Annotated in this window: 12 protein-coding genes; all 12 read left to right on the top strand. The window is 56.0% G+C overall.

Annotated elements, in window-relative coordinates; translation table 11 throughout:
* Window positions 1-158: 158 nt before the first annotated feature.
* Window positions 159-3224, top strand: a complete 3066-nt coding sequence (locus EQG79_RS26160; RefSeq protein ID WP_240699457.1) for a SusC/RagA family TonB-linked outer membrane protein — start codon at window positions 159-161, stop codon at window positions 3222-3224.
* A gap of 27 nt (window positions 3225-3251) precedes the next feature.
* A complete protein-coding gene (locus EQG79_RS26155; RefSeq protein ID WP_077922982.1) occupies window positions 3252-4835 on the top strand; it encodes a SusD/RagB family nutrient-binding outer membrane lipoprotein in 1584 nt (527 codons plus the stop codon).
* Between the two features lie 78 nt (window positions 4836-4913).
* Entirely contained in the window at window positions 4914-8243 is a 3330-nt protein-coding gene (locus EQG79_RS26150) for a VCBS repeat-containing protein (RefSeq protein ID WP_129605611.1), read from the top strand.
* Between the two features lie 6 nt (window positions 8244-8249).
* Window positions 8250-9599 carry a vanadium-dependent haloperoxidase gene (locus tag EQG79_RS26145; RefSeq protein WP_165358956.1) on the top strand — a complete coding sequence of 450 codons (1350 nt, stop codon included), beginning with the start codon at window positions 8250-8252 and terminating at the stop codon, window positions 9597-9599.
* Window positions 9600-9805: 206 nt separating this feature from the next.
* On the top strand, window positions 9806-11017 hold the full coding sequence (locus EQG79_RS26140) for an ROK family protein (protein ID WP_077922979.1): 1212 nt from the start codon (window positions 9806-9808) through the stop codon (window positions 11015-11017).
* A complete protein-coding gene (locus EQG79_RS26135) occupies window positions 11017-13326 on the top strand; it encodes a GH92 family glycosyl hydrolase (RefSeq protein WP_165358955.1) in 2310 nt (769 codons plus the stop codon). The genes EQG79_RS26140 and EQG79_RS26135 overlap by 1 nt, the downstream gene beginning before the upstream one ends.
* 86 nt (window positions 13327-13412) lie before the next feature.
* Window positions 13413-14843 carry an alpha-L-fucosidase gene (locus tag EQG79_RS26130; RefSeq protein WP_129605606.1) on the top strand — a complete coding sequence of 477 codons (1431 nt, stop codon included), beginning with the start codon at window positions 13413-13415 and terminating at the stop codon, window positions 14841-14843.
* 152 nt (window positions 14844-14995) lie between these two features.
* On the top strand, window positions 14996-17629 hold the full coding sequence (locus EQG79_RS26125; RefSeq protein WP_129605603.1) for a glycoside hydrolase family 2 protein: 2634 nt from the start codon (window positions 14996-14998) through the stop codon (window positions 17627-17629).
* A gap of 796 nt (window positions 17630-18425) precedes the next feature.
* Entirely contained in the window at window positions 18426-20189 is a 1764-nt protein-coding gene (locus EQG79_RS26120; RefSeq protein WP_129605600.1) for a glycoside hydrolase family 9 protein, read from the top strand.
* Window positions 20190-20247: 58 nt separating this feature from the next.
* Window positions 20248-22197, top strand: a complete 1950-nt coding sequence (locus EQG79_RS26115) for a sialate O-acetylesterase (protein ID WP_317126273.1) — start codon at window positions 20248-20250, stop codon at window positions 22195-22197.
* A gap of 165 nt (window positions 22198-22362) precedes the next feature.
* On the top strand, window positions 22363-23472 hold the full coding sequence (locus EQG79_RS26110) for a glycoside hydrolase family 26 protein (RefSeq protein ID WP_129605664.1): 1110 nt from the start codon (window positions 22363-22365) through the stop codon (window positions 23470-23472).
* A gap of 141 nt (window positions 23473-23613) precedes the next feature.
* The gene (mgrA, locus tag EQG79_RS26105) at window positions 23614-24606 is read left to right on the top strand and encodes an L-glyceraldehyde 3-phosphate reductase (protein ID WP_077922974.1); all 993 of its coding nucleotides are present in this window, start codon (window positions 23614-23616) and stop codon (window positions 24604-24606) included.
* Window positions 24607-24685 lie beyond the last annotated feature (79 nt).

Raw genomic sequence — 24685 nt, 5'->3', positions numbered from 1 at the left:
TAATCGCCAGCGATCGCTACTGGCCATGAACAGCAACCGGACAGAGCCGGTTTGGCAAACCCGTCGGGACACCATCGTGATTGAATCAACCCCAGTACAGTTAATCTATAACCATAACTTAAAAACACATGAGAGAATGTAGAAACAGGTTTACGTATTTGTTGACCTTCTTCCTGCTCAGCTGCTGTCTGGCTCAGGCCCAGCAAGTAAGTATACAGGGGAAAGTGTCCGAGAATGCCACTGATGTGATTCCTGGCGCTAACGTTCTGATCAAGGGAACGAACAGGGGTACCGTTACCGACGCCGAAGGCCGGTTTACCATCACCGCAGCCAAAGGAAACGTACTGGTTGTTCAGGCGCTGGGCTTTCAGGCTCAGGAGATTACGGTGGGCGATCAGACGACCCTCAACGTTACGCTGGCGGTGAGCGACAGAACACTCGACGAGGTGGTTGTCACGGCTTTGGGTATTGCCAAAGACAAGAAAGTACTCTCGTATGCGGTGACGGAGGTGCAGGGGTCGAATCTGACCCAGGCGCGGGAAATTAACCTGGGTAATGCACTGGCTGGCCGGGTGGCCGGTCTGAACGCTACCAGCACGGCTACGGGTCCGGCAGGATCGAGCCGGGTTATTATCCGTGGTAACGGTTCGCTCAGTGGTAACAACCAGCCTTTGTACGTGATCAATGGTGTACCCATCGATAATACCAACGTAAACTCGGCCGGTATGTGGGGTGGTAACGACTCGGGCGATGGTCTGAACAGTATCAACCCCGACGATATCGAGACGATTTCGGTACTGAAAGGCGGTACGGCGGCCGCTCTCTACGGCTCCCGTGCATCGAACGGGGTTATTCTGATCACGACCAAGACGGGTAAAGGCCAGAAGGGCATCGGCGTTGAATATAACGGTACCTACACCATGGATCGTCCGTTCAACCTGACCGACTGGCAGTATGAATACGGCTCGGGGTTCAGAGGAGTTAAACCGGCCACCAAAGATGAAGCCATTGCCTATGGCGTTCAGTCATGGGGCGCGAAACTGGATGGCTCGCCGGTGGTACAATTCGACGGCGTGAGTCGTCCGTATTCGCCCCAGCGCGACAATGTGAAGAACTTCTACAACGCCGGCAGCACCTTTACCAACACGGTAGCGGTAGCCGGTGGCAACGAAACGGCCAGTTTCCGTTTCTCGGCGTCTAACCTGGATTCGAAAAGCGTTGTACCCAATGCCGGCTTCAACCGGAAGTCGTTCAACCTGAGCGCAAACGCCAACCTGTCGAAGAAAGTGGTCTTCGAAGGGGTTGGTCAGTACAACGTGGAAGAAGGCAACAACCGGACGTATTTGTCTGACACACCTAAAAATCCGAACTACGCCGTACAGATGGTTGCTACGAACGTAGACATCCGTAGCCTGGATCCGGGTTATGACAGCCGGGGATACGAAGCACTCTGGAACAGCAACGTGTATGCGCAGAACCCTTACTTTGTGGTCAACAAAGTAAAGAACACCGATATCCGGAACCGGTTCCTCGGGTCGTTCAGTCTGCGGTACAACATCACCGACTTCCTGTACCTGCGGGGCCGGGTTGGTACCGACAACAACCAGCTGAAGTACCTCGATATCGAACCAACGGGTCTGGCTTACTCGACCCTCGGCGCTATGAGCCGTCGGCAGGTTCAGATTCAGGAAACCAACTCGGAGGTATTGCTGGGCTTCAACAAGGATTTCGGCCCCTTATCGGTGAACGCCATCGCCGGTGGAAACCGCATGCGCCGGTCAACGGAGGAGATGAGTTTCCGGGGCAGCCAGTTCAACGTACCGTTCAACTACTTCCTGGACAACACGATCAACAAAACGCCGGGCTATTCGTACAATGGTTTCGGGATCAACTCGCTCTTCGCATCGACCGATATCGGCTATCAGAACGTTCTGTTCCTGACCCTGACCGGTCGCCAGGACTGGTTCTCGACGCTGGCCAAGGCCAACAACAGCCTGTTCTACCCCTCGGCGGGTTTGAGCTTTGCGTTCTCCGACGTGCTTCGTAACCGGGGCAACTGGCTGAACTACGGTAAGGTACGCGCTTCGATCGCCCAGGTGGGTGGCGGTTACCCGAACCCGTATGCGCTCAACCTGACCTATGGCCTCGAAGCCAATTCGTACATTGGCGGGGTGCCGCTGATGAAGATCAATACCAACGACGGTACCATCCCGAACGCCCTACTGCAGCCCAACACCTCGACCACAACCGAGCTGGGTCTGGAAGGCAAGCTGTTCAACAACAAACTGGGCGTTGACCTGACCCTGTACAAGCGGGTGACGAAAAACGATCCGGTGGCAGCCTCGACCTCGACGGCGTCGGGTTACGGAAAAGTCCTGCTGAACGTGGGTGAAGTGGTCAACAAAGGAATCGAGCTGTTGCTGACGGGTACGCCCTTCAAAACCAACAGCGGCTTTACCTGGAACCTGGCCTACAACGTAGCCTACAATGACAACAAAGTCATCAAGATTTCGGATCAGATCAAAGTGCTGGAGTTGGATCAGTCGCGTACCCAGAGTGCGTACATCTATCACTTCGAAGGGCAGCCGTACGGGATGATTGCGGGCTACAAAGCCATGCGCGATGCCAACGGAAACATTGTGTACAACGAAACGACCGGTATCCCGATGCGGAGCGAGTTCACGATGCTGGGCCGGGGTGTTCCGCCCCTGACGATGGGTCTGACCAATACCTTCACCTACAAGAATTTCTCGCTGAGCTTCCTGGTCGATGGTAAATTCGGTGGCAAACTGTACAGTGCTACCAACTACTTCGCCTACAGCACCGGCCTGTCGAAAGAGACGCTGGTTGGTCGCGAGTCGGGTCTGACCGTTACGGGGGTAACCACGAAAGGCGACGCCTTCTCGAAAACCTTCGCGGGCAAGGATGTTCAGGATTACTACAAAGGCCTGACAACCATCACCGATCAGTTTGTGTACAGCTCCGATTTCGCCAAGCTGCGTCAGTTCACGCTGGGCTACTCGCTGCCGAGAACGTTCCTGGCCAAAACCCCGATTCAGTCGGCCAGCCTGTCGCTCGTTGCCCGTAACCTGCTGATTCTGTACAACCAGGTGCCGAACGTTGATCCGGAGTCGACCTACAACAGCGGCAATGGTCAGGGACTCGAAATGTTTGGTGTGCCCCCGGCCCGTAGCTACGGTCTGAACCTGATGGTTAAATTCTAACAGCCACCGATCTTAACTCATTTTTATATGTTGACATACAGTAAAAAAAGACGATTGCCTATCCTGACGGCCTTACTGGCAGCCAGCCTGCTGGTGTCGTCCTGTGACCAGGGTTTTGAAGAACTCAATACCAACCCGAACGCGCTGACCGAGCCGGTAGTACCGAACCTGCTTTCGTACAGCATCGTGAAAACGGCGGGTACTGGCTACGAGAACCACCGGGGTAACCTGATCTATGCCGGGGCTATCATTCAGCATTTTGCCTCGCTGAACCCCTACTGGGCCGGCGACAAATACCTGTATAACGGACCCTATTCGGATGCCTTTTTCGAAACCGCTTACGGGTCGCACGTGAAAGAGCTGGAGCAGATTATTTCGATTACGAAAGATAATCCGGCGCAGTCGACCCTGTACAATGTGGCGCGTATCTGGCGGGTGTTCGGCTACCACCGCATCACCGATCTGTATGGCGATGTGCCGTATTCGGAAGCGGGCAAAGGCTATCTGAGCAGCACGTTCTCGCCCAAGTACGACAAGCAGGCCGACATTTATGCCGACTTGCTGAACGAGCTGGACCAGGCGGCCCAGGGCCTCGACGCTACCAAAACGGGATACGGTACGTCTGACCTGATCTATGGCGGTGATCTGACCAAATGGAAAAAGTTTGCCTACTCGATGATGCTGCGGCTGGGCATGCGCCTGACCAAGGTCGATCCGGCCAAAGCCGAGTTGTACGTGAAGAAAGCCATTGCCGGGGGCGTCATGCAGAGCAACGACGACATTGCCAAGCTGAACCATGCCGATGGCGACGACAACAAGCGGAACCTGGACGCCAACACGCTCAGAACCCAGGAGTACGATGCCGCCAACCTGAAAGGGAAAGCCAACAGCAAGCTGAGCAAGACGTTTGTCGATTTCCTCAGGAACAACAACGACCCGCGTCTGCCGTTCATCGCTACCCTCTGGCAGGGCAATGCCAGCGCCACCGCCGAAGCAACAGCCACGAACCCGACTGTGCAGAAGGGCCTGCCCAATGGCTATGATGCGACTACGATCAAAACCCTGATCCCGAGCTGGAACGACAATTCGATCACCGAGTACTCCGAGGCTAACCTGAACAAGATCGCCAGCAACTCGGCCCCGACCCTGTTCCAGACCTATGCGGAGGTTGAATACCTGCTCGCCGAAGCCGCCCTGCGTGGCTGGGGCGATGGCCAGGCGGCCCTGCACTACAACCGCGGGGTAACCGCAGCCATGAGCATGATGTCGCTGTTTGGGGGTACGATACCGCAAAGTGCGATTACGGCTTATCTGACAGCCCATCCGTACCTGGCAACCGGCACCACGGCTCAGCAGATGGAACAGATCGGCACCCAGTACTGGGCCGTCAACTTCCTGAACTCGTACGAGGCATACGCCAACTGGCGCCGGACGGGCTACCCGGTGCTGACGCCGACCAACTTCCCCGGCAACGAAACCGGCGGAACGATCATGCGTCGGTTGCGGTATCCGGCTTCGGAAGCCAGCCGGAATGCGGCTAAATACAACGCTGCCGTTGCCGTTCAGGGTCCAGACCTGTTCACGACCCGGGTATGGTGGGATAAACAATAAGGATTCAGCTCATTCTGTTTAAATTACGGGTTAATAGGCCGTGGCCAACCAGCGGTTTATTAACCCGTAACTACGTTGATGCATCGCTCTCTGCTGTCATACATGAACCGAAACCCGCTGGTCGCTTTGTTTGGGCTGATGGCCCTGCTGGTTCCGACCGGTCTCCAGGCCCAGTTTACCCGGCTGGCTCCGGAGCAGACGGGCATACGGTTCACCAACCAGCTGACCGAAACGGAAGAGCAGAATGTATTGGCCTACGAGTATTTTTATAACGGAGGGGGCGTGGCCGTCGGGGATCTGAACAACGACGGTCGGCCTGACCTCTATTTTACGGGTAATATGACGCCCGACCGGCTGTACCTGAACGACGGCAACCTGCGTTTCACCGACCGGTCTGCCTCGGCCGGAATCGGTCAGGGACCGGGCTGGAAAACAGGCGTTACCCTCGTTGACATCAACCGCGATGGGTGGCTGGATATCTACGTATGTTACTCCGGCAATGGCGACCCGGCCATTCAGCGAAACCGGTTGTACATCAACAATCACCTCGACAAAAAAGGGCAGCTGACGTTTACGGACCAGGCCGCTCAGTACGGACTTGACTCACCCGCTTACAGTACCCAGGCCGTCTTTTTCGACTACGACAGGGATGGTGATCTGGACTGCTTCCTGCTTAACCATAATATCAAAGACTTCAAACGATTCGACGCAGCGCTGACCAAAGCCATGCGGGACGAATTTGCCGGGGATAAACTCTTCCGGAACGATAACAACAGGTTTGTCGACGTCAGCGAATCGGCCGGTATTAAAGGTAACCCCATCGGCTTCGGACTGGGCGTAGCCGTGGCCGACATCAACCTCGACGGCTGGCCTGATCTGTACGTATCCAACGATTATATTGAACAGGATTACCTGTACCTCAACGACGGCAAGGGCCACTTTGTCGACCAGCTCGACCAGGCCATTGGCCACCTGAGTTACTTCTCCATGGGGAACGAAGTCGTCGACATGAACAACGACGGCTGGCCCGATATCTTTACCCTCGACATGTTGCCCGAAGACAACCGGCGGCAGAAACTGCTCTATGGGCCCGAGAACTACGAGGTCTACCAGAACATGCTGCGCAACGGCTTCTCCCACCAGCTGATGCGGAACATGCTGCAACTCAACAACGGAAACACGGGCCAGAAAGCCGGATCGATTAACGTGCCTACCTTTAGCGAGATTGGTCAGCTGGCCGGAATCTCCAATACCGACTGGAGCTGGGCTCCGCTTGTTGCCGATTTCGATAACGACGGCTGGAAAGACCTGTTCGTAACGAACGGCTATCTGCGCGACTACACGAATATGGACTTCATGAAGTTCTATGCCGATGCCCAACTGAAAGCGTCAAAAGGAAGCCCGACGGCCATGATGGATATTCTGAAACAGATGCCATCGTCGGCGACGAAGAACTATATATTCAGAAATACAGGACAACTTACCTTCGACAACAAAGGCAAGGATTGGGGATTAGACCAGCCCCTGTTATCAAATGGAGCGGTTTATGCGGACCTCGACGGGGACGGCGATCTGGAAATCATTACCAATAACGTAAACGAACCCGCTGCCATCTACCGCAACGATAACCCCCGCCAGCATTACCTGGCCATCCAGCTCGGTGAGAGTACCGCCACGGCCGCTATTGGCGCTAAGGTCTGGGTGTATGCCGGCGGTATGCAGCAGTATCAGGAATTCAACCCGTCGAGAGGGTTCGAATCCAGTATGTACGGCCCGCTGCATGTCGGTTTAGGTAAACAAACCGCAGCGGATAGCATCCGGATTGTCTGGCCCGACAACCGGACCCAGCTGCTTCGGCATGTCAAAGCGGATCAGAAACTGGTCGTTCGCTACAAAAGCGCCGACAAACCGTATGTATATCAGCCGATAGAGAAGCCGCTCTATACCGCTCTACCGGCCGATTCGACGTTGTACCGGCATCGTGAGGATGTCTATAATGACTTCAAGCGGCAGCCGCTCATGCCCAATATGCTGTCTAATCAGGGACCCCATCTGGCGCAGGGCGACGTAAACGGCGACGGCCGGGTGGATCTGTATGCCCCCGGCGCCAAAGGACAGGCTGGCCAGCTACTGATTGGGCAGGCCGACGGTACGTGGAAACCGATGGCCCAGCCCGCCTTTACGGCCGACAAGCTGAGCGAAGATACCGACGCCCAGTTTGTGGATGTCGACGGCGATGGTGATCAGGACCTGTACGTTGTCAGCGGGGGCTATGCCTACCTGCCCGACGACCTGCTGCTGAACGACCGGCTTTACCTGAACGACGGAAAGGGCAACTTCAGCCGATCGGCCGACGCGCTGCCGGGCGATCAGAGCAGTGATGCCTGCGTTGTAGCGTTGGACATTGATAAAGACGGTGACCAGGATTTGTTCGTGGGGGGGCGGGTTCGTCCGGGCTTTTACCCGCAGGCGGTCAGCAGCCGTATCCTGATCAACGATGGGAAAGGAAATTTTGTCGAGGCCACAGCCCAGTGGGCGCCTTACCTGAAAAACCTGGGTATGGTGACGGATGCGCTGGCATTCGATGCAGATCGCGATGGCTGGAACGACCTGGTTCTGGTGGGCGAGTGGATGCCCGTGCTGTTGTTGAAAAATCAGCAGGGACGTCAGCTGGCAACACCCCGTCCGTTGACCGCTGCGGGCTGGTGGAACCGGGTCGAAGCCAGTGACCTCGACGGCGATGGCGATACGGATCTGGTGCTGGGCAATTTTGGGAAGAACTGCCAGCTGAAACCTTCTGAAAGGGAACCCGTTCGCATCACCTATGCCGACTTTGACCAGAACGAGTCGATCGATCCGTTTCTGACGTACTACATTCAGGGCAAACCGTTCCCCCTGGCCACCCGCGATGAAGCGCTGAACCAGATGTTCTCCCTGCGTCGGAAGTTTACCACCTACCAGGCCTATGCCGAAGCCAGCCTGACCGACATGCTAACGCCCGAACAGCTCAGCCAGGCGGATACCCTCCAGGCAACCCAGTTTGCGTCGGGAATGCTCGAAAATACGGGAAACGGCGCCTTTATCTGGCACGAACTGCCGACAGAAGCTCAGTTTGCGCCGGTATTTGCTATTGCCTTCCTCGACGCCGATCAGGATGGCAGGACTGACCTGCTGCTGGCTGGTAATCAGTCGAGTACCCGAATAAAAATCGGAAAGATGGATGCCAGTTACGGCCAGCTGTTCCGAAATGAAGGAAAACTACAGTTTTCGTACGTTCCCCAGACCCGGTCCGGCTTCGTCGTGAAAGGCGATGTTCGGGATGTGGTGGTGGTAGGGAAAGGCGCTCAACAGCATATCCTGTTCGGGCGGAATAACAACACGATGGAGGTGTACCGAAAAAAACCATAGATGCGTATGAAGCGATTCTGGTTTTTGCTGATCATCAACGGGCTGACTCTGGCGGCTGTGGCAGCCCCGCCCGGGCCAACTGGTGTTGGCTACGCCAGGGCGCTGAAGAAGCTGACCGACGTCATGGTGACCGACGTAACCGGCCCCTGCGGGGCGGCCCGGTACTACGCCTACGCGAATCTGGCGGCTTACGAACTGATGTACCGGCAGCAGAAACCAGCGGGCTATGTCCCGTTGACGGGGCTCCTTCGCGGGTATTCATTACCAATCCCTGCCGCCCCCGACCCGGCTATCGACGTCGAATTTGGAAGCCAGTATATTCTGTTGCGAATGGGTGAAGAACTGCTTCCATCGGGCTATCTGCTCGAGGAGGCCCGCCAGCAGCTGATCAGCGACAGCCAGCAGCAGCGCCACCTGACTAGTGATCAAGTTAGCCGGACAAGGGCCTACGCCGATAGCCTGGTACGGAAAATAGTCCGGTACGCAGCCGCCGACGGGTATCTGAAAACCAGCGGGATGATGCGCTACACGCCCGACGACAAGCCGGGAACCTGGCAGCCCACTCCACCCGCTTACTCCGAAACCTACGAGCCCTACTGGGCCACGTTGCGGCCATTTCTGCTCGACAGTGCCGCTCAGTTTCGCCCGGTACGTCCGGTCCCTTATAGCGCTGAGAAAGAGTCTGCTTTTTACCAGCTGGCCAGAGAGGTGTATGACACCACCCAGGCCCTGACCGATGAGCAGCGTCACATTGCCAACTTCTGGGATTGTAACCCCTTCTTCCTGAACCAGAAGGGTCATGTCAACTTCGGCACCAAAAAAATATCGCCAAGCGGCCACTGGATGGGGATTACCAGCCTGGTTTGTGAACAACAAAACCTTTCTCTGGCCGAAACGATCCGGTGGCATACGCTGGTGGGCATTACCATGGCCGACGCGTTCATATCCTGCTGGGACGAGAAATACACCAGTAATCGGATACGCCCCGAAACGGTCATCAACCAACAGATCGACCGCGCCTGGCGCCCGCTGCTGCAAACCCCGCCCTTTCCGGAGTATACCAGCGGGCATAGTGTCATGTCGCAGGCGGTGGCAACGGTACTAACGGTACTGGCCGGAAAATCCGTTGCGTATACCGACGTGATAGAGGAAGAATTCGGGGTGCCGGCCCGTACGTACCGATCATTTGGAGAGGCCGCCCGGGAGGCTGCCATATCCAGGCTGTACGGGGGCATTCATTTTCGCGATTCGATCGAAAACGGGGTTCGGCAGGGCGAGCAGATCGGCCGGTTCGTCGTAAAAAAACTGGGATTAAACGGGCAGGCGGCATCGATGCAGGCTACCCGTAAAAAATAGATAACACACATTTACCCGAGTGGATGTAGTAGGCCAGTATGACTCCGGTCTTTGAAAAAAGATCGACCTACGCCTAATCGGAATTTTGTAAATTATTGAGTTTCATTGGCGTGAGTATAACCAGCTGTCTAAACCACCCATCTTTATTTCGTCTTTCGGCAACCTGAATCCGTTGATTTATGATTTGCTGAAGTACATCGATTACCATGCAGGATAATGCCATCATCTCCGTCATTGACACGAAGAAAAACAAATTAAAACGGAATATCATCGCCGAACTTTACCGGGCTCAATCGCGAACCATTGCTCAGTTAGCCAGTACGGTGCATAGCAGTGTGCCGTCCACGACAGCCCTTATTGAGGAATTGAGCGCGACGGATTGGGTGCATGGCATCGGCATCGGGACCGCCCAGTTTGGCCGTAAACCCTCGCTGTTTGCATTGAATCCCAACCGGTATGTCACGCTGGTAGTCGACAGCAATGTGCACGATACCAAGCTGCTGATTTTCAACCTGAATAATGAAGTGATTCATCGGGTAGACCTGGATTTGCAACTGGGCGAAACCCACCAGTTTGTCGAAAAGCTGCACGATCCGCTCAACCAGCTGGCCCAGTATCTGCGGGTAGAGGGCCGCGAGGTGATCGGCATCGGCGCTACCATGCCCGGTCTGGTAAACCCGGTTCTGAGCCTGAACCATACTTATCCGGAGTTGAGCCAGCCAGGTCATTCGCTGAGTACGCTCTTTGCGCTCTTGTTCGAAGCACCGGTGTATTACATCAACGATACTAAAGCAACGATTCTGGGTGAGTATCACTTTGGCCTGGCACAGGGAAAAAAGCATGTCCTGTCGATCAACATCGACTGGGGTATCGGTCTGGGTGTCATCATCAACGGAGAGGTGCTGCAGGGAACGGCTGGCTTTGCCGGTGAGCTGGGCCACATCCAGATGAAGACCGATGGCGAGCTGTGCTTCTGCGGAAAAGTAGGCTGTCTCGAAACGCTGGCATCGGCCTCGTCGCTGATCAGACGGGCAAAGGCAGGCTTGCGGAAAGGCCGAATGTCACTCCTGAATGAAGAAGGCCCCGAGGCTATCACGATCGAGATGATTATTGCCAAAGCCAACGTCGGCGACGGGTTTTGCATCGATCTGCTGAGCGAGGTAGGCAGTGAACTCGGACGGGGACTGGCCACGGCGGTGCACCTCTTCAATCCCGAACTCATCATCGTCAACGGCGTACTGGCCCGGGTGGCAAAATCAATCCGGCGGCCGCTGGAGCAGGCGCTGGACAAGTACTGCCTGTTGAACTACCGCGACAACCTGAAAATTGAACTTTCGGAGCTGGGAGAGATGGCCAAGCTCTACGGCACCCAGGCCTACGTGCTGCAAAATCTGCTCGAATACGAACAAATACCCTAATGTTGAAAAAACAGTCGTTACTCAATTACCTTCTTTTCTTTTCGGGGGTGTGCTGTGCCGAACTGCCGGGTTTCGCACAGAACACGGGTTCGGTTAGTGATCCGGTCGAGTGGGTGAACCCGCTCATGGGCACCGATTCCAAACCCAGTCTGTCGAATGGCAATACCTACCCGGCCATTACACTGCCCTGGGGCATGAATACCTGGATGCCGCAGACCGGCAAAATGGGCGACGGCTGGGCCTACACCTACGCGGCCGATAAGATCAGGGGATTCAAGCAAACCCACCAGCCATCTCCCTGGATGAATGATTACGGTCAGTTTTCCATCATGCCCGTAACCGGAAAGCTACGACCCGGCGAAGACCAGCGGGCCAGCTGGTTTTCGCACAAGGCCGAAGTCGCCAAACCCTACTATTACGCCGTTTACCTGGCCGACCACGATGTAACGACCGAAATTGCCCCGACCGAACGGGCCGCCCGCTTTCGGTTTACCTTCCCCCAAACCGACAGTGCGTACGTGATCCTCGACGCGTTCGACAAAGGGTCGTCGGTCAAAATTATCCCGGCCGAGCGTAAAATCATCGGATATACCACCCGGAACAGCGGGGGCGTGCCGCAGAATTTCAAAAACTATTTTGTGATCCAGTTCGACCGTCCGTTTACGAGTACGGCGGTCTGGAATGGGAAGGAAACCAACAGCGGGGCCATTGAGCTGACGGCCGATCATACGGGGGCTGTTGTTGGCTTCAGAACCCGCAGGGGCGAACAGGTTCAGGCGCGGGTGGCTTCCTCCTTCATCAGTCCCGAACAGGCCGAACGGAATCTGGGCGAGATCGGCACCGATGACTTTGAAACGGTAAAAAACAAAGCCAAACAAGCCTGGAACACCGAGCTGACACGCATGGCCGTTGAGGGTGGATCGGTCGATCAGCTCCAGACGTTTTACTCCTGTCTGTACCGCTCCCTCCAGTTTCCGCGCAAGTTTTACGAACTGGATGCCAACAAAAAGGTCGTACACTACAGTCCCTTTAACGGGCAGACTCTGCCGGGGTATATGTTCACCGATACCGGTTTCTGGGATACGTTTCGGGCGCTGTTTCCTTTTCTTAACCTGATGTATCCCGGCCTAAACGCCCATATTCAGGAAGGGCTGGTGAACACCTACAAAGAAAGCGGGTGGTTGCCGGAATGGGCCAGCCCGGGCCATCGGCCGGTCATGATCGGGTCCAATTCGGCGTCGATCGTGGCCGATGCGTATCTGAAGGGGGCACGGGGTTACGACATCAACACGTTGTACGAAGCCGTCCTGAAAAACTCGGAAAACGCCGGTCCGATCTCGACCCTGGGCCGGGCCGGTGTGGAGTACTATAACAAACTGGGCTATGTGCCTTACGATGTCAGGATCAACGAAAACGCAGCCCGCACCCTCGAATACGCCTACGACGATTTCACCATATACCAGCTGGCCAAAGCCCTCAAACGGCCGCAGTCGGAGATCGACCGGTTTGCGAAACGCAGCCAGAACTACCGAAACCTGTTTGACCCGAGTCACAAACTGATGCGGGGTAAAAACAAGGATGGTCAGTTTCAGACGCCTTTCAACCCCTTCAAGTGGGGCGACGCCTTCACCGAGGGCAACAGCTGGCATTATACCTGGTCAGTTTTTCACGACGTTGAGGGGCTCATTGGCCTGATGGGTGGGCGTAAATCATTCGTCGGTATGCTCGATTCCGTGTTTGTCGTACCGCCGATTTTCGATGATTCGTACTACGGTTCGGTCATTCATGAGATTCGGGAAATGCAGATCATGAACATGGGTAACTACGCCCACGGCAACCAGCCGATCCAGCACATGACGTATTTGTACAACTATGCCGGCGAACCCTGGAAAACCCAGTACTGGGTGCGCGACGTCATGAACCGGCTGTACAAACCCACGCCCGATGGCTACTGCGGAGATGAAGACAACGGGCAGACATCGGTCTGGTACGTGTTTTCGGCCCTCGGGTTCTATCCCGTTTGTCCCGGAACCGATCAATACGTGCTGGGTACGCCCCTGTTCAGAAAAGCAACGCTCCGCCTGGAAAATGGAAAAATGCTGGTGCTGAATGCCCCCGCCAACAGCAGCCAGAATCGGTACGTTGGCGCAGTAACCCGCAACGGTACGGTTTACGAAAAAAACTGGTTTAGTCACGGCGATCTGTTGCGGGGCGGAACGATCAACTTCACGATGGTGGCTCAACCCAACAAACAACGCGGCACCCAGCCCGCAGCTTTTCCCTATTCGTTCTCGTCCGACAAGCGGTAACGAACCGGCTGTGCGGTCCTGGATCGGCTGGTTGTGGCAAACAGTCAGCTCCGCGGTGCTTTTTTTCATCTTTATCAAACCAATCTATGAAGCGTACTCACCTCGCCTTATGGCTCGCCCTGGCTGTATCGATCCCTGGCCTGGCTCAGCAGCACTCCGAGCAAAAGCATGATAAATACGTCTGGCCAACGGATGAGCAGGTCCGGGAAAAGCTCGATACCTGGCAAACGGCTAAGTTCGGTTTGCTGATGCACTGGGGTACGTACAGCCAGCGGGGCATTGTAGAATCCTGGTCGCTCTGCCCCGAAGACGAAGGCTGGTGTGAACGAAAAGGCCCCACGGCCCAGAACTGGTTTGATTATAAGAAAGGATACGAAGCGCTGCAGACGACCTTCAACCCCGTCCGGTTTAACCCCGACCGCTGGGCCGATGCAGCGCGGAAGGCGGGTATGAAGTATATGATCTTTACCACGAAGCATCACGACGGGTTCTGTATGTTCGATACGAAGCAGACCGACTATAAAATTACCAGTACCCAGTCGCCTTTCGCCACTAACCCGCGGAGTAACGTTACGAAGGAGATTTTGCAGGCCTTCCGGCAGCAGGACTTCATGGTGGGCACCTATTTTTCAAAGCCGGACTGGCATAACGAGCATTACTGGTGGCCGTATTTCCCGCCCAAAGACCGCAACGTGAACTACGACCCCAAAAAATACCCCAAGGAATGGAGCCAGTTCAAAGAATTCACCTACAACCAGATTCAGGAGCTGATGACGGATTACGGGAAGGTGGATATACTCTGGCTGGACGGAGGCTGGGTGCGTCCGTTCAATACCATCGACTCGACCATCAGCTGGCAGCGGACCATTCCCTACAACCAGGATATCGACATGGCCCGCATTGCCGCCGATGCCCGGAAGAAACAGCCCGGTCTGCTCGTCGTGGACCGAACGGTGTCGGGTGAGTTCGAGAATTACGTAACCCCCGAACAGCAAATCCCGGATCAGTACATGCCTATTCCGTGGGAGACGTGCATGACCATGGGCGATAGCTGGTCGTACATTCCTAAAGAAAACTTCAAACCAACCCGGAAGCTGGTGCAGACCCTGGTCGATGTAGTGGCCAAAAACGGAAACCTCCTGCTTAACATTGCCCCGGGACCAGATGGCGAGTGGCACGAGGAAGCCTATAGTCGCCTGGCGGAGATCGGGACGTGGCTGACGGTAAACGGGGAGTCGATTTACAATACCAAACCACTCGCTCCGTACCGGCAGGGCAAATGGGCGTTCACCCAGCGGGGGGCTACTACCTACCTGTCGTATCTGCCCGAAGAATCCGAAAAGCAGCTGCCGGCCAGCCTGGCCCTACCGCTGGCCCCCGCAAAGTCACTGACGCTGCTGGGGGTTAAACAACCGCTAACCTGGAAAAAAAACGGACAGGAAGCACAAGTAACTATCCCGGAAAAAGTACGCCAGCAACTTGCCAACCAACCCGTATGGGTATTTAAGCTGGGCTGATAAACCCGGTCAACGTCGTTCTGCCGGGTAGTAGCCAGTCGCCTGTTCTGATTCATCACGAGTCTGTCTGGTCGGCTGGTCGAGGGCTACCCGTATCCATTATTTGCCAATCAGGATCCTGAAATTGCTGTTTACAACCTGACTATAGATCGATGAAATCCATTAAACACTCACTGCTGGCGTTGCTGCTGGCGGTTCCCTGTTGGGGCCAGGCTCAGACCCGGTACGAGCTGAAAACCGGCTGGCAGTGTAGCCCCATGGCCAAAACGAAAGAGGACGGAACCGTTCTCTCGTCACCGGCCTACCCGCTGGCGGGCTGGATGCCCGCCGTTGTTCCCGGAACTGTGTTGACGACCCTGCTGGCCAACAAGCAGATTCCGGATCCATTCTATGGGATGAACAACGAAAAAATACCGGATGTGTATCACGTTGGCCGCGATCATTACACGTACTGGTTTGCCACCGATTTTCAGGAGACCGCGAAACCGGGCGAGCAGGTCTGGCTGAACTTTCGGGGCATCAACTACAGCTGCGATGTGTACCTGAATGGGCAGAAACTCACCAACCGGCCCCATACGGGGATGTTTCTTCGCAAAACGTTTAATATTACACCCTACCTCCAGAAAAGCGGCAAAAACCGGCTGGCCGTAATCGTACACCCGCCCAACCCGGTAGGCAACCCGAACGGCGGCCAGGGGGGCGATGGAACGATAGCCCGGAATGTGGCCCATCAGTACGTGGCTGGCTGGGACTGGATTCAGCCGGTTCGGGATCGGAATACGGGCATATGGGACAAAGTCACTATCGAAAAGACCGGGGGCGTCAACCTGAAAAATCCGCATGTGGTGACCAGCGTACCCGGCATACGCCAGCCCGACGGCCCGCAGCAACCCGCTCTGGTCGGTACGTCGGCCGAGCTGGAAAACCCGACAACCGTCCGGCAGGAGGGGACATTACGGTTTACGATCAATGGCCAGACGGTGTCAAAAAAGGTAAGTCTGGCTCCTGGTACGACAACAACGGTTCAGCTGCCGACCCTCACTCTGGCTAACCCCCGGTTGTGGTGGCCGGCGGGCTATGGCAATCAGCATCTTTACCCGGCTACGGTTCAGTTCGTTACCGGAACGCAGCGGGTTCTGGACGAGGAAACGATGCAGGTCGGCGTTCGGGAAATCCAGACCGCCTGGAATAATACGACCCGGAGTCGGCAGATTAGCGTAAACGGGCAGAAGGTATTTATCAAAGGGGCCAACTGGATTATCTCCGACGCGATGCTGAGGTTTTCGCCCGAGCGGTACAACGCCGAAATACGCTTCCACCGCGACATGAACCTGAATTTGATCCGGATCTGGGGTGGGGCCCTCACCGAGCGACCGGAGTTCTACGAGGCCTGCGACCGGTATGGGCTGCTGGTGATGCAGGACTTCTGGGGGTCGGGCGATTGCAATGGACGATGGGTCGATCCGGCCAAGAAAGATGACCAGTGGACCCGAAGAAAATACCCCGACGATCATGGACTTTTTCTGACGTCGGCTATCGACCAGATCAAGATGATTCGGAATTACGCATCCCTCGCTATGTGGTGCGGAGGCAACGAGATCACCCTGCCCCAGGACATCATGACGCCCCTGCGCGATTCGATCCTGCCCAAACTCGACGGAACGCGCTGGTTCATCGACTATTCGAACTCCGACGAGATGTCGTATAATTTTCTGGGCGGCAACGGCGACGGACCCTATGGAATTCAGCCTGTCGAGCGGTTCTGGTCGTACCGAACCTGGCCGTTCAACTCCGAAGTTGGTTCGGTTGGCGTCGGAGATTATACCTCTCTGGCGCGCTTTATACCGGCCGAGAATATGGTCTCTCCTGTCTATCGTCCGTCCGGGAAGAGCCAGGTCGACTCGGTCTGGAACTACCATAAATACATCGGCTACGATGCCTCGATCGACCCCTACGGCGCACCTGCCGACGTTCGTGACTTTGCCCGCAAGGCACAGCTCGTGAACTACGATCAGTACCGGGCGTTGATGGAAGGATTCAGCGCGCACATGTGGGACTGGTATACCGGCACCATTATCTGGAAAACGCAGAATCCCTGGACCTCGCTACGAGGGCAGATGTACGATTACTACCTCGATCCCAACGCAGGACTGTACGGTCTGCACAGCGGAAGCGAGCCCCTGCACATCATGTACAACCCCGTCGACAGTCTGGTGATGGTAGCGAATAATACGTTCAGGTACCACCGGGATATGATGATGGTTATTCAGGTCTACGACATGGCCGGTAAGGACTCCACGCTGACGCAGGTCTTCTCGGAGATAGGGCCGACGCTGGTTCGGCCGTACGTGCCCATTGGCCGCACCATCAAGGCCCTGACGAAGGAGAAAGGAGCTTTTCTAAGGCTCCGGCTCCTTGACCTGAACCGGCAGCCTCTCAGCGAAAACATCTATTGGCTGCCGGATGCGAAAGGAAATCATTCGGGCTTGCAGCAACTGGCAAAAGCGTCTGTTCAGCTTTCAGCCCGACAGCTAGCCCCGGGCCGGGTAGAGGTGATGCTGGCAAACCCTGCCGGCGGGCCGATGGCATTCTTCAACCGAATCTCGCTGGTTGACGCGACCACGAAGACGAGGATGTTGCCGGTATTTTACAGTGACAACTACCTGTCTGTACCACCGGGAGAGAAGAAAACTATAACGGTAGAGTATACTCCCACGACCACCGCACCCCTGGTCTCACTGGAAGGCTGGAATGTGCCGGAACAGTTTACCCCGATACAGCGGTAGCTCGTCGTTAACAGCAACCCTAAGTTGCCCGGCCGGCTTAGGGTTGCTGTATGAATTACAGGAATAAACTGGCAGTAAACGCTTTGCTTTGTCGACACAAACGGGGTTTTTATAGAACCCTGCACCGTCAGGCTATGGCAGGCCAATCAGAGCTTATTGGGGAGGATACTTGCGGATGTTAGTCGGCCCGAATGGCTACCGTTTCACCCCCCAGCCCCCTAAAGGGGGAGCCCATTCGGCGGGGTTAACTCCCTCTTTAGAGCTTGTTTGGGGAAGATACTTGCGGACGTTAGTCGGCTCGAAAGGCTGCCTTTTCACCCCCAGCCCCCTAAAGGGGGAGCCCATTCGGCGGGAATAACTCCCCCTTTAGGGGGCTGGGGGGTGAAACGGTAGCCTTTCGGGCTAGTGGAATTCACATCAATTCCTTCCCCAAACAAGCTATCGCGGGGCTGGGGGGTGAAAAACCGGCTATTCCAGTGGCTTTAATGTCTCAAGCCGCTTCCCCAAACAAGCCCTCCGGACTTAGGGTTTTCCCTGAATTTGCGGTTGATAGGGTTTCCTATATGATCCAGGGGCGAACATCATCCTAGTTTTGCTTTGTAAAGTTCTATAAGCGGGTAGAGTGGTAATCTTATGGTCGTATAGTCGGGTACCGGGTAAAACCAGGGTATACCCGAATGACAAGAAATGGGTTGTAGGCTGATAATCAGTTTTTACACCATGAGTAAAACCGACAAAACTAGTGGCTTTCCAGTAAGCCATTAACCTTGCCCACAAATTGCTGTTAACCTCCCCTATGCTCAGGATTTTAGTTGCCGTAAGCCTATTTGTAGGCAGTTTATTTCGGATCGAGCCCGTATCGGCACAAACCGTATCCGAAGCCATTCGCCTGAACCAAATCGGCTTTTACCCCAATGCCCCTAAAGTAGCCATTATCGTGGCAGCAACGGGTGGCCCGTTTCAGGTGACCACCGCCGATGGCCGCAAGGTCGTTTATTCCGGATCGCTGAGCGAGTCGCGTACTAACGCGATATCCGGCAAAACGGCTCGTTCGGCCGACTTCTCGGCCCTGCGCACACCCGGTACATACGTACTCGTGGTTCCGGAACTGGGCAAATCCTATCCGTTTGCCATCCAGGCCAATGTCCATCAGCAGCTGGCTGCGGGCGCGATCAAGGGCTTTTACTACCAGCGAACTGCTATCGATCTGCCCGAAACCTACGCGGGTATCTGGCACCGCCCGGCCGGCCATCCCGACACCCGGGTGCTGATCCATCCGTCGGCGGCATCGGCAACCCGCCCCGCCGGAACGACGATTTCGTCGCCCCTGGGCTGGTACGACGCCGGTGATTACAACAAGTACATTGTCAATTCGGGTATCACGATGGGGACCCTGCTGTCGGTATACGAAGATTTCCCAAACTATTGCCGTTCGATGGCCGTTTCCATTCCAGAACGCACCAACCAACTTCCCGACCTGCTCGACGAGTCACTCTGGAACCTGCGATGGATGCTGACCATGCAGGACCCGGCCGACGGTGGCGTTTACCACAAACTGACCAATGCCCGCTTCGACGGAATGGTCATGCCCGACAAAGCCACCGCTGACCGCTATGTGGTGCAGAAAAGCGTAACGGCCGCGCTCGATTTTGCGGCCGTCATGGCGCAGGCCGCCCGGGTCTTTAAGCCGTTTTCCCGCGAGCTCCCCGGCCTGGCCGATTCCTGTTCTTCGGCAGCTATCAAGGCCTGGCAGTGGGCCAAACAGAATCCCGACGCCCTGTATAATCAGGATGCCCTCAACAAGTCGTTCGAGCCCGACGTCGTTACGGGTACCTACGGCGATCGCTCGGCTGCTGACGAATGGATCTGGGCCGCGGCCGAGCTGTACCTGACCACAAAAGACGATACCTATTACACCGCGGTGAACCTGTTTCCCGACGAAAACACACCGCTTCCATCGTGGCCCATGGTCCGGACGCTGGCCTATTATTCACTAGCTCGCCTGTCGAAAGAGTTGACGCCACGGGGTCAGCAGGACTTGCCCAACGTAAAAGCCCACATCCTGCGACTGGCTGATCAGCTCCGGCAGGGTCGGGACAAGCAGGCCTTCCAGACACCCATGGGCAAGTCGGCCAGTGACTATATCTGGGGTAGCAGCGCCGTAGCGGCCAATCAGGGAATAGCGCTCATTCAGGCATATCGGCTCACCAGCCAGGTTGAATACCTCGATGCTGCGCTGGCCAACATGGATTATCTGCTCGGCCGGAACGCCGTCGGCTATTCATTCGTAACGGGCTTCGGGAGCAAAACGCCACTGCACCCGCACCACCGGCCCTCGGTAGCCGATGGGATCGACGCGCCGGTACCCGGCCTTTTGTCGGGGGGCACCAACGCCAACGCGGCCCGTCAGGACAAATGCCCCGGCTATACCACCACCGTAGCCGATGAGGTTTTTCTGGATGCCGACTGCTCCTACGCGTCCAACGAAATTGCCATCAACTGGAACGCGCCCCTGGTTTACCTGGCAACGGCGCTGGAAGCCCTGCAGAAAAAACGGTAAACTGGCTGGCAGAAGCGACTTTCAGGCTTATAGGTCTGCCATTATCTCTACATGTACGATGATGAATCGATTGGTGTTCTTTGTGCTGCTGAGCAGCGTTCCGGGTCTGGCGCAGGTTCGTCTGGCGCGGCTTTTTTCCGACCATGTTGTTTTGCAACGGGGGCAGCCTCTCCCGGTATGGGGGTGGGCAAAGCCTGCCGAAGCGGTTACGGTGACTATGGCCGGTCAAACGCAGAAAGCAAAAGCAGGGCCTGATGGCAAATGGCGGGTCACTTTTTCTCCCCTTCAGGCCGGTGGGCCACATACCCTGTCCGTTACGGCCAAATCGGGCAAAGCTGCAGCCTCCGATGTGCTTATTGGCGAGGTCTGGATCTGCTCGGGACAGTCGAATATGGAATGGCCCGTACGGCAGGCCAACAACTACGCGGCTGAGAAGAAAATGGCGAACTTCCCCCAGATTCGTCACTTCCGGGTCGAGCATGAACTGGCCCTTACCCCGCAGGCCGACCTGACCTCCGGGGCGTGGAAAATCGCTTCGGCCGAGACCGTGGGTGACTTTACGGCCATTGGCTTCTTCTTTGCCCGGGAGCTGAACCAGTCTTTGCAGGTTCCGATCGGGCTGCTGCATTCATCCTGGGGCGGCTCTCAGGTAGAGGGCTGGATCAGTAAAGAGAGTATGCTGACCAGTGATGAACTGCGGAGCTACGCCCAGCATCTGCCAACATCCTGGCGGGAGGCCGACAGCCTGGTAGACGTCAAGCTGCGGACCCAGCTGCTCGGCACCGCCAAAAAACCCACCAGCGCCGATGAACAAAAGTACCTGACGCCCGACTACGACTTTTCGCGCTGGCGGAAGACCGACGCGCTGGGTCAGTGGGAGTGGAAAGACATGCGCGGTTTCAAAGGACTGGGCTACATGACCCGCACCGTTGACATCACCGACGATATGGCCGCCACCGAAACAACCCTGGCTCTGGCCGAAAATGACAGTCCTGTCGAGGTGTTTATCAACGGCAAGCCCGTAGCTCGGGGAGTGGTAACGGGCGTTCGGAAAATTACCCTACCTGCCAACACCTGGCGGGCGGGTACGAACCGGATATTGGTCAAACTGGGTAACATGGTCGATCCGGCCTGGTACGGCCCTGGACTCAAGGGGTTGGCCACGGATTTGTACGTCGATGGGGCGGGTCAGCGAATTGGTCTGGCGCGCGACTGGCAGATCATGCCCGCCTTTGCCGAGCCGTATGAATACAAGCGGTTTATGAACAACGTGGGCGTAAGTATCTACAACGCCATGATTGCGCCACTGCTACCGTTTGCGGCCAGGGGGGTGCTTTGGTACCAGGGCGAAACCAACGCGGGCCGGGCGTACCAGTATCGGCAAACATTTCCGTTGCTGATTCGGGACTGGCGGCAGAAGTTCAACCAGAATTTCTCGTTCTACTTCGTGCAGTTGTCGAGTTACGGTGCCAATCAAAGCAGCAACCAGGGCAGCAACTGGGCTGAACTCCGGGAAGCCCAAACGATGACCCTTAGCCTGCCAAAAACCGGCATGGCGGTAACGACCGACGTGGGCAACCCGAATGATATCCACCCGACCAACAAACAGGATGTTGGGCATCGACTGGCGGTGCTGGCGCTCAGGAATGACTACGGACAGGCCGCGCCAGCGGGTTCTCCCCTTTACGATGCCGTCACCTTTGCCGACGGCAAGGCTACCGTCACCTTCAAACAGGCCGAAAAGGGGCTACTAGTGAAGGATAAGTACGGGTATTTGAAAGGCTTCGAAATTGCGGGCGACGACAAAAAATTCTATTATGCCCAGGCTCATATTCAGGGCAATACCGTTGTTGTATCGCATCCGGCGGTTCCGAAGCCCGTTTCGGTACGCTACGGCTGGGCCGACGCGCCGGAAGAGGCTAACCTCTTCAGTGCGGATGGGTTTCCCGTTAGTCCCTTCCGCACCGATATCTGGACGCCCATCACGGCCAATGCAACTTTCAACTGAAAAGGCTGGATCAAGAACAACTGTCCACACGACTAAACGGCATCGGCTGCCGTAGCCGGGCTGAAGGCGTGGCAACATCCGTACGCTGTACAATCGACGTATTTGCTTTTCTTTATGTATAAACAATCACTGCCCCAGCTGCTTTGCCTGCTGATCGGGCTTACCATGTCGTTGAGCAGCTTTGCCCGACCCCGGCCCGAGCTCATCGACAAAAAAGCGACCCCCGAAACCAAAGCCTTGGTTCGGAATCTGCATAAACTGGCTAAAAAGCACATCCTGTTCGGTCATCAGCACGCTACCGAATATGGGCATGGCTGGGTGGGGGAGCCAAATCGGTCGGACGTAAAATCTGTCGTCGGTTCACACCCGGCCGTTATCGGGGTCGATTTCAGCGGGTTGTCGGGCCGGCCACCCCAGGTGATCGAAAAGAACAAGGAACAGCTCCGCCGTCAGATCATCGATACCTACAACCGGGGTGGGGTAACAACGGTTGCCTGGCATTTTTCTAACCCCGTAACTCCCCAAACCGGCTTCTACTGGAACGATTCGATCACGGCACCGGCGGTCAGGCATCTGATTCCCGGTGGGTCGCATCATGCCGAATATAAGTCCATTTTACGGACAGTGGCGAGCCTGGCCGGTTCGGTTACGGGGGCCGACGGGAAACTGGCGCCGATGTTGTTCAGGCCCTACCACGAATTGGACGGGGGCTGGTTCTGGTGGGGCAAACCGCATTGTACCAGAGAAGAGTTCACTTCGCTCTGGCGCTTCACTGTCTCCTACCTGCGGGATAGCCTGCAGGTGCACAACTTCGTCTATGTGTTTTCGCCCGATTGTCTGTACAAAACCGAAGCGGAGTACCTGGATCGGTATCCCGGCGATGAGTGGGTCGATATGGTCGGGGTGGATAACTACGCTGATTTTGGCCGAAACGGACGGTATAACCTGGCGGCTGGCCTGGCCAAGCTCAAAATCGTGTCCGACTACGCCCGCAAGGCTGGCAAACTGGCAGCCTTTACCGAAACGGGGCTGGAGTCGATTCCGGATACCACCTGGTGGACCTCTGCATTACTGAAAACGCTTACCGCCGAGAAAATGCAGCTCGCTTACGTGCTGGTCTGGCGTAACGACAGCCGAAGTCCAACCCATTATTATGCGCCATACCCGGGTCAGGGGAGTGCAACTGATTTTACCCGCTTTTACCAGCACCCGTTCACCGTTTTTGAAACCGATTTGCCGAGGCTCTACCGCCGAAAGAAGTGGCTCATCTTTTGACAGTCAAGGGGTAAGACTGGGCGGAACGGGTTGATGAGAAGACAACCGCCGAGGGTAGTGTTGCGGAGGTAAGTAGGAGAAACTGAGATTAGCCCTTTATTGCTACATTGCCTGTCGACAAACCCTTATTAATTCCTCTCTATGCGTTTTCAACCTGCTCCAACCCGTTATCAGTCGATGACCTATCGGCGGTGTGGGCACAGCGGATTGCTTTTGCCGGCCATTTCGCTTGGGCTCTGGCAGAACTTCGGCCATGTCGACAGCCTCGAAAACAGCCGTCAGATGGTCCAGCGGGCGTTTGATCTGGGCATCACTCATTTCGATCTAGCCAATAACTACGGCCCGCCACCGGGTTCTGCTGAGGAGAATTTCGGGCATATCCTCTACCACGATTTACCCGGTTACCGTGATGAGCTGGTCATTTCGACCAAGGCCGGCTATGGCATGTGGAATGGTCCCTACGGCGATGGTGGGTCGCGCAAATACCTGATCGCCAGTTTGAACCAGAGCCTGAAACGGATGCATCTGGAGTATGTTGATATTTTTTACCACCACCGGCCCGACCCCAATACGCCCCTCGAAGAAACCATGTCGGCACTTGATCAGATCGTCCGGGAGGGCAAAGCCCTGTACATAGGCCTGTCGAACTACAAACCGGCCGAGACAAAGAAGGCTATCGACATCCTAAACCAGCTCGGTACACCCTGTCTGATTCATCAGCCGCGGTACTCGATGCTGGATCGGTGGGCCGAGGAGGGGCTGCTCGACGTCCTGGAGCAGGAAGGGGTTGGCTGCATTCCCTTTTCGCCCCTGGCGCAGGGTTTGCTGACCGACAAATACCTGAGCGGTGTACCTGCCCATTCACGCGCGGCCCGAAACGGTTCGTTACCCGAGCATAAACTAACCCCCGAAATTCTCGAATTAATTGGCCAGCTGAATGAACTGGCCCAACAACGCGGTCAGACCCTGGCCCAGATGGCCATTGCCTGGTTATTGAAAGATGAGCGGGTTACCTCGGTGTTGATAGGCGCCAGCCGGCCCGAGCAAATTACGGATTCGGTTCAGGCGCTGGCCCATGTAGCCTTTACCAACGACGAGTTGGCCGTGATTAACGGGTTGCTGACGGTGGCATGACCGAACCATACGTTTAACCGGTTTTATAACAGCACCGGTTAGTAGCGACGGGAGCATTCAGGCTTTTCTCCGAAATCAA

The sequence above is a fragment of the Spirosoma sordidisoli genome (genome assembly GCF_004138325.1).
GTDB classification, from domain to species: Bacteria; Bacteroidota; Bacteroidia; order Cytophagales; family Spirosomataceae; genus Spirosoma; species Spirosoma sordidisoli.
Note: the sequence above shows the minus strand (reverse complement) of the source record. Positions and strands in the feature narration are given on the sequence as shown.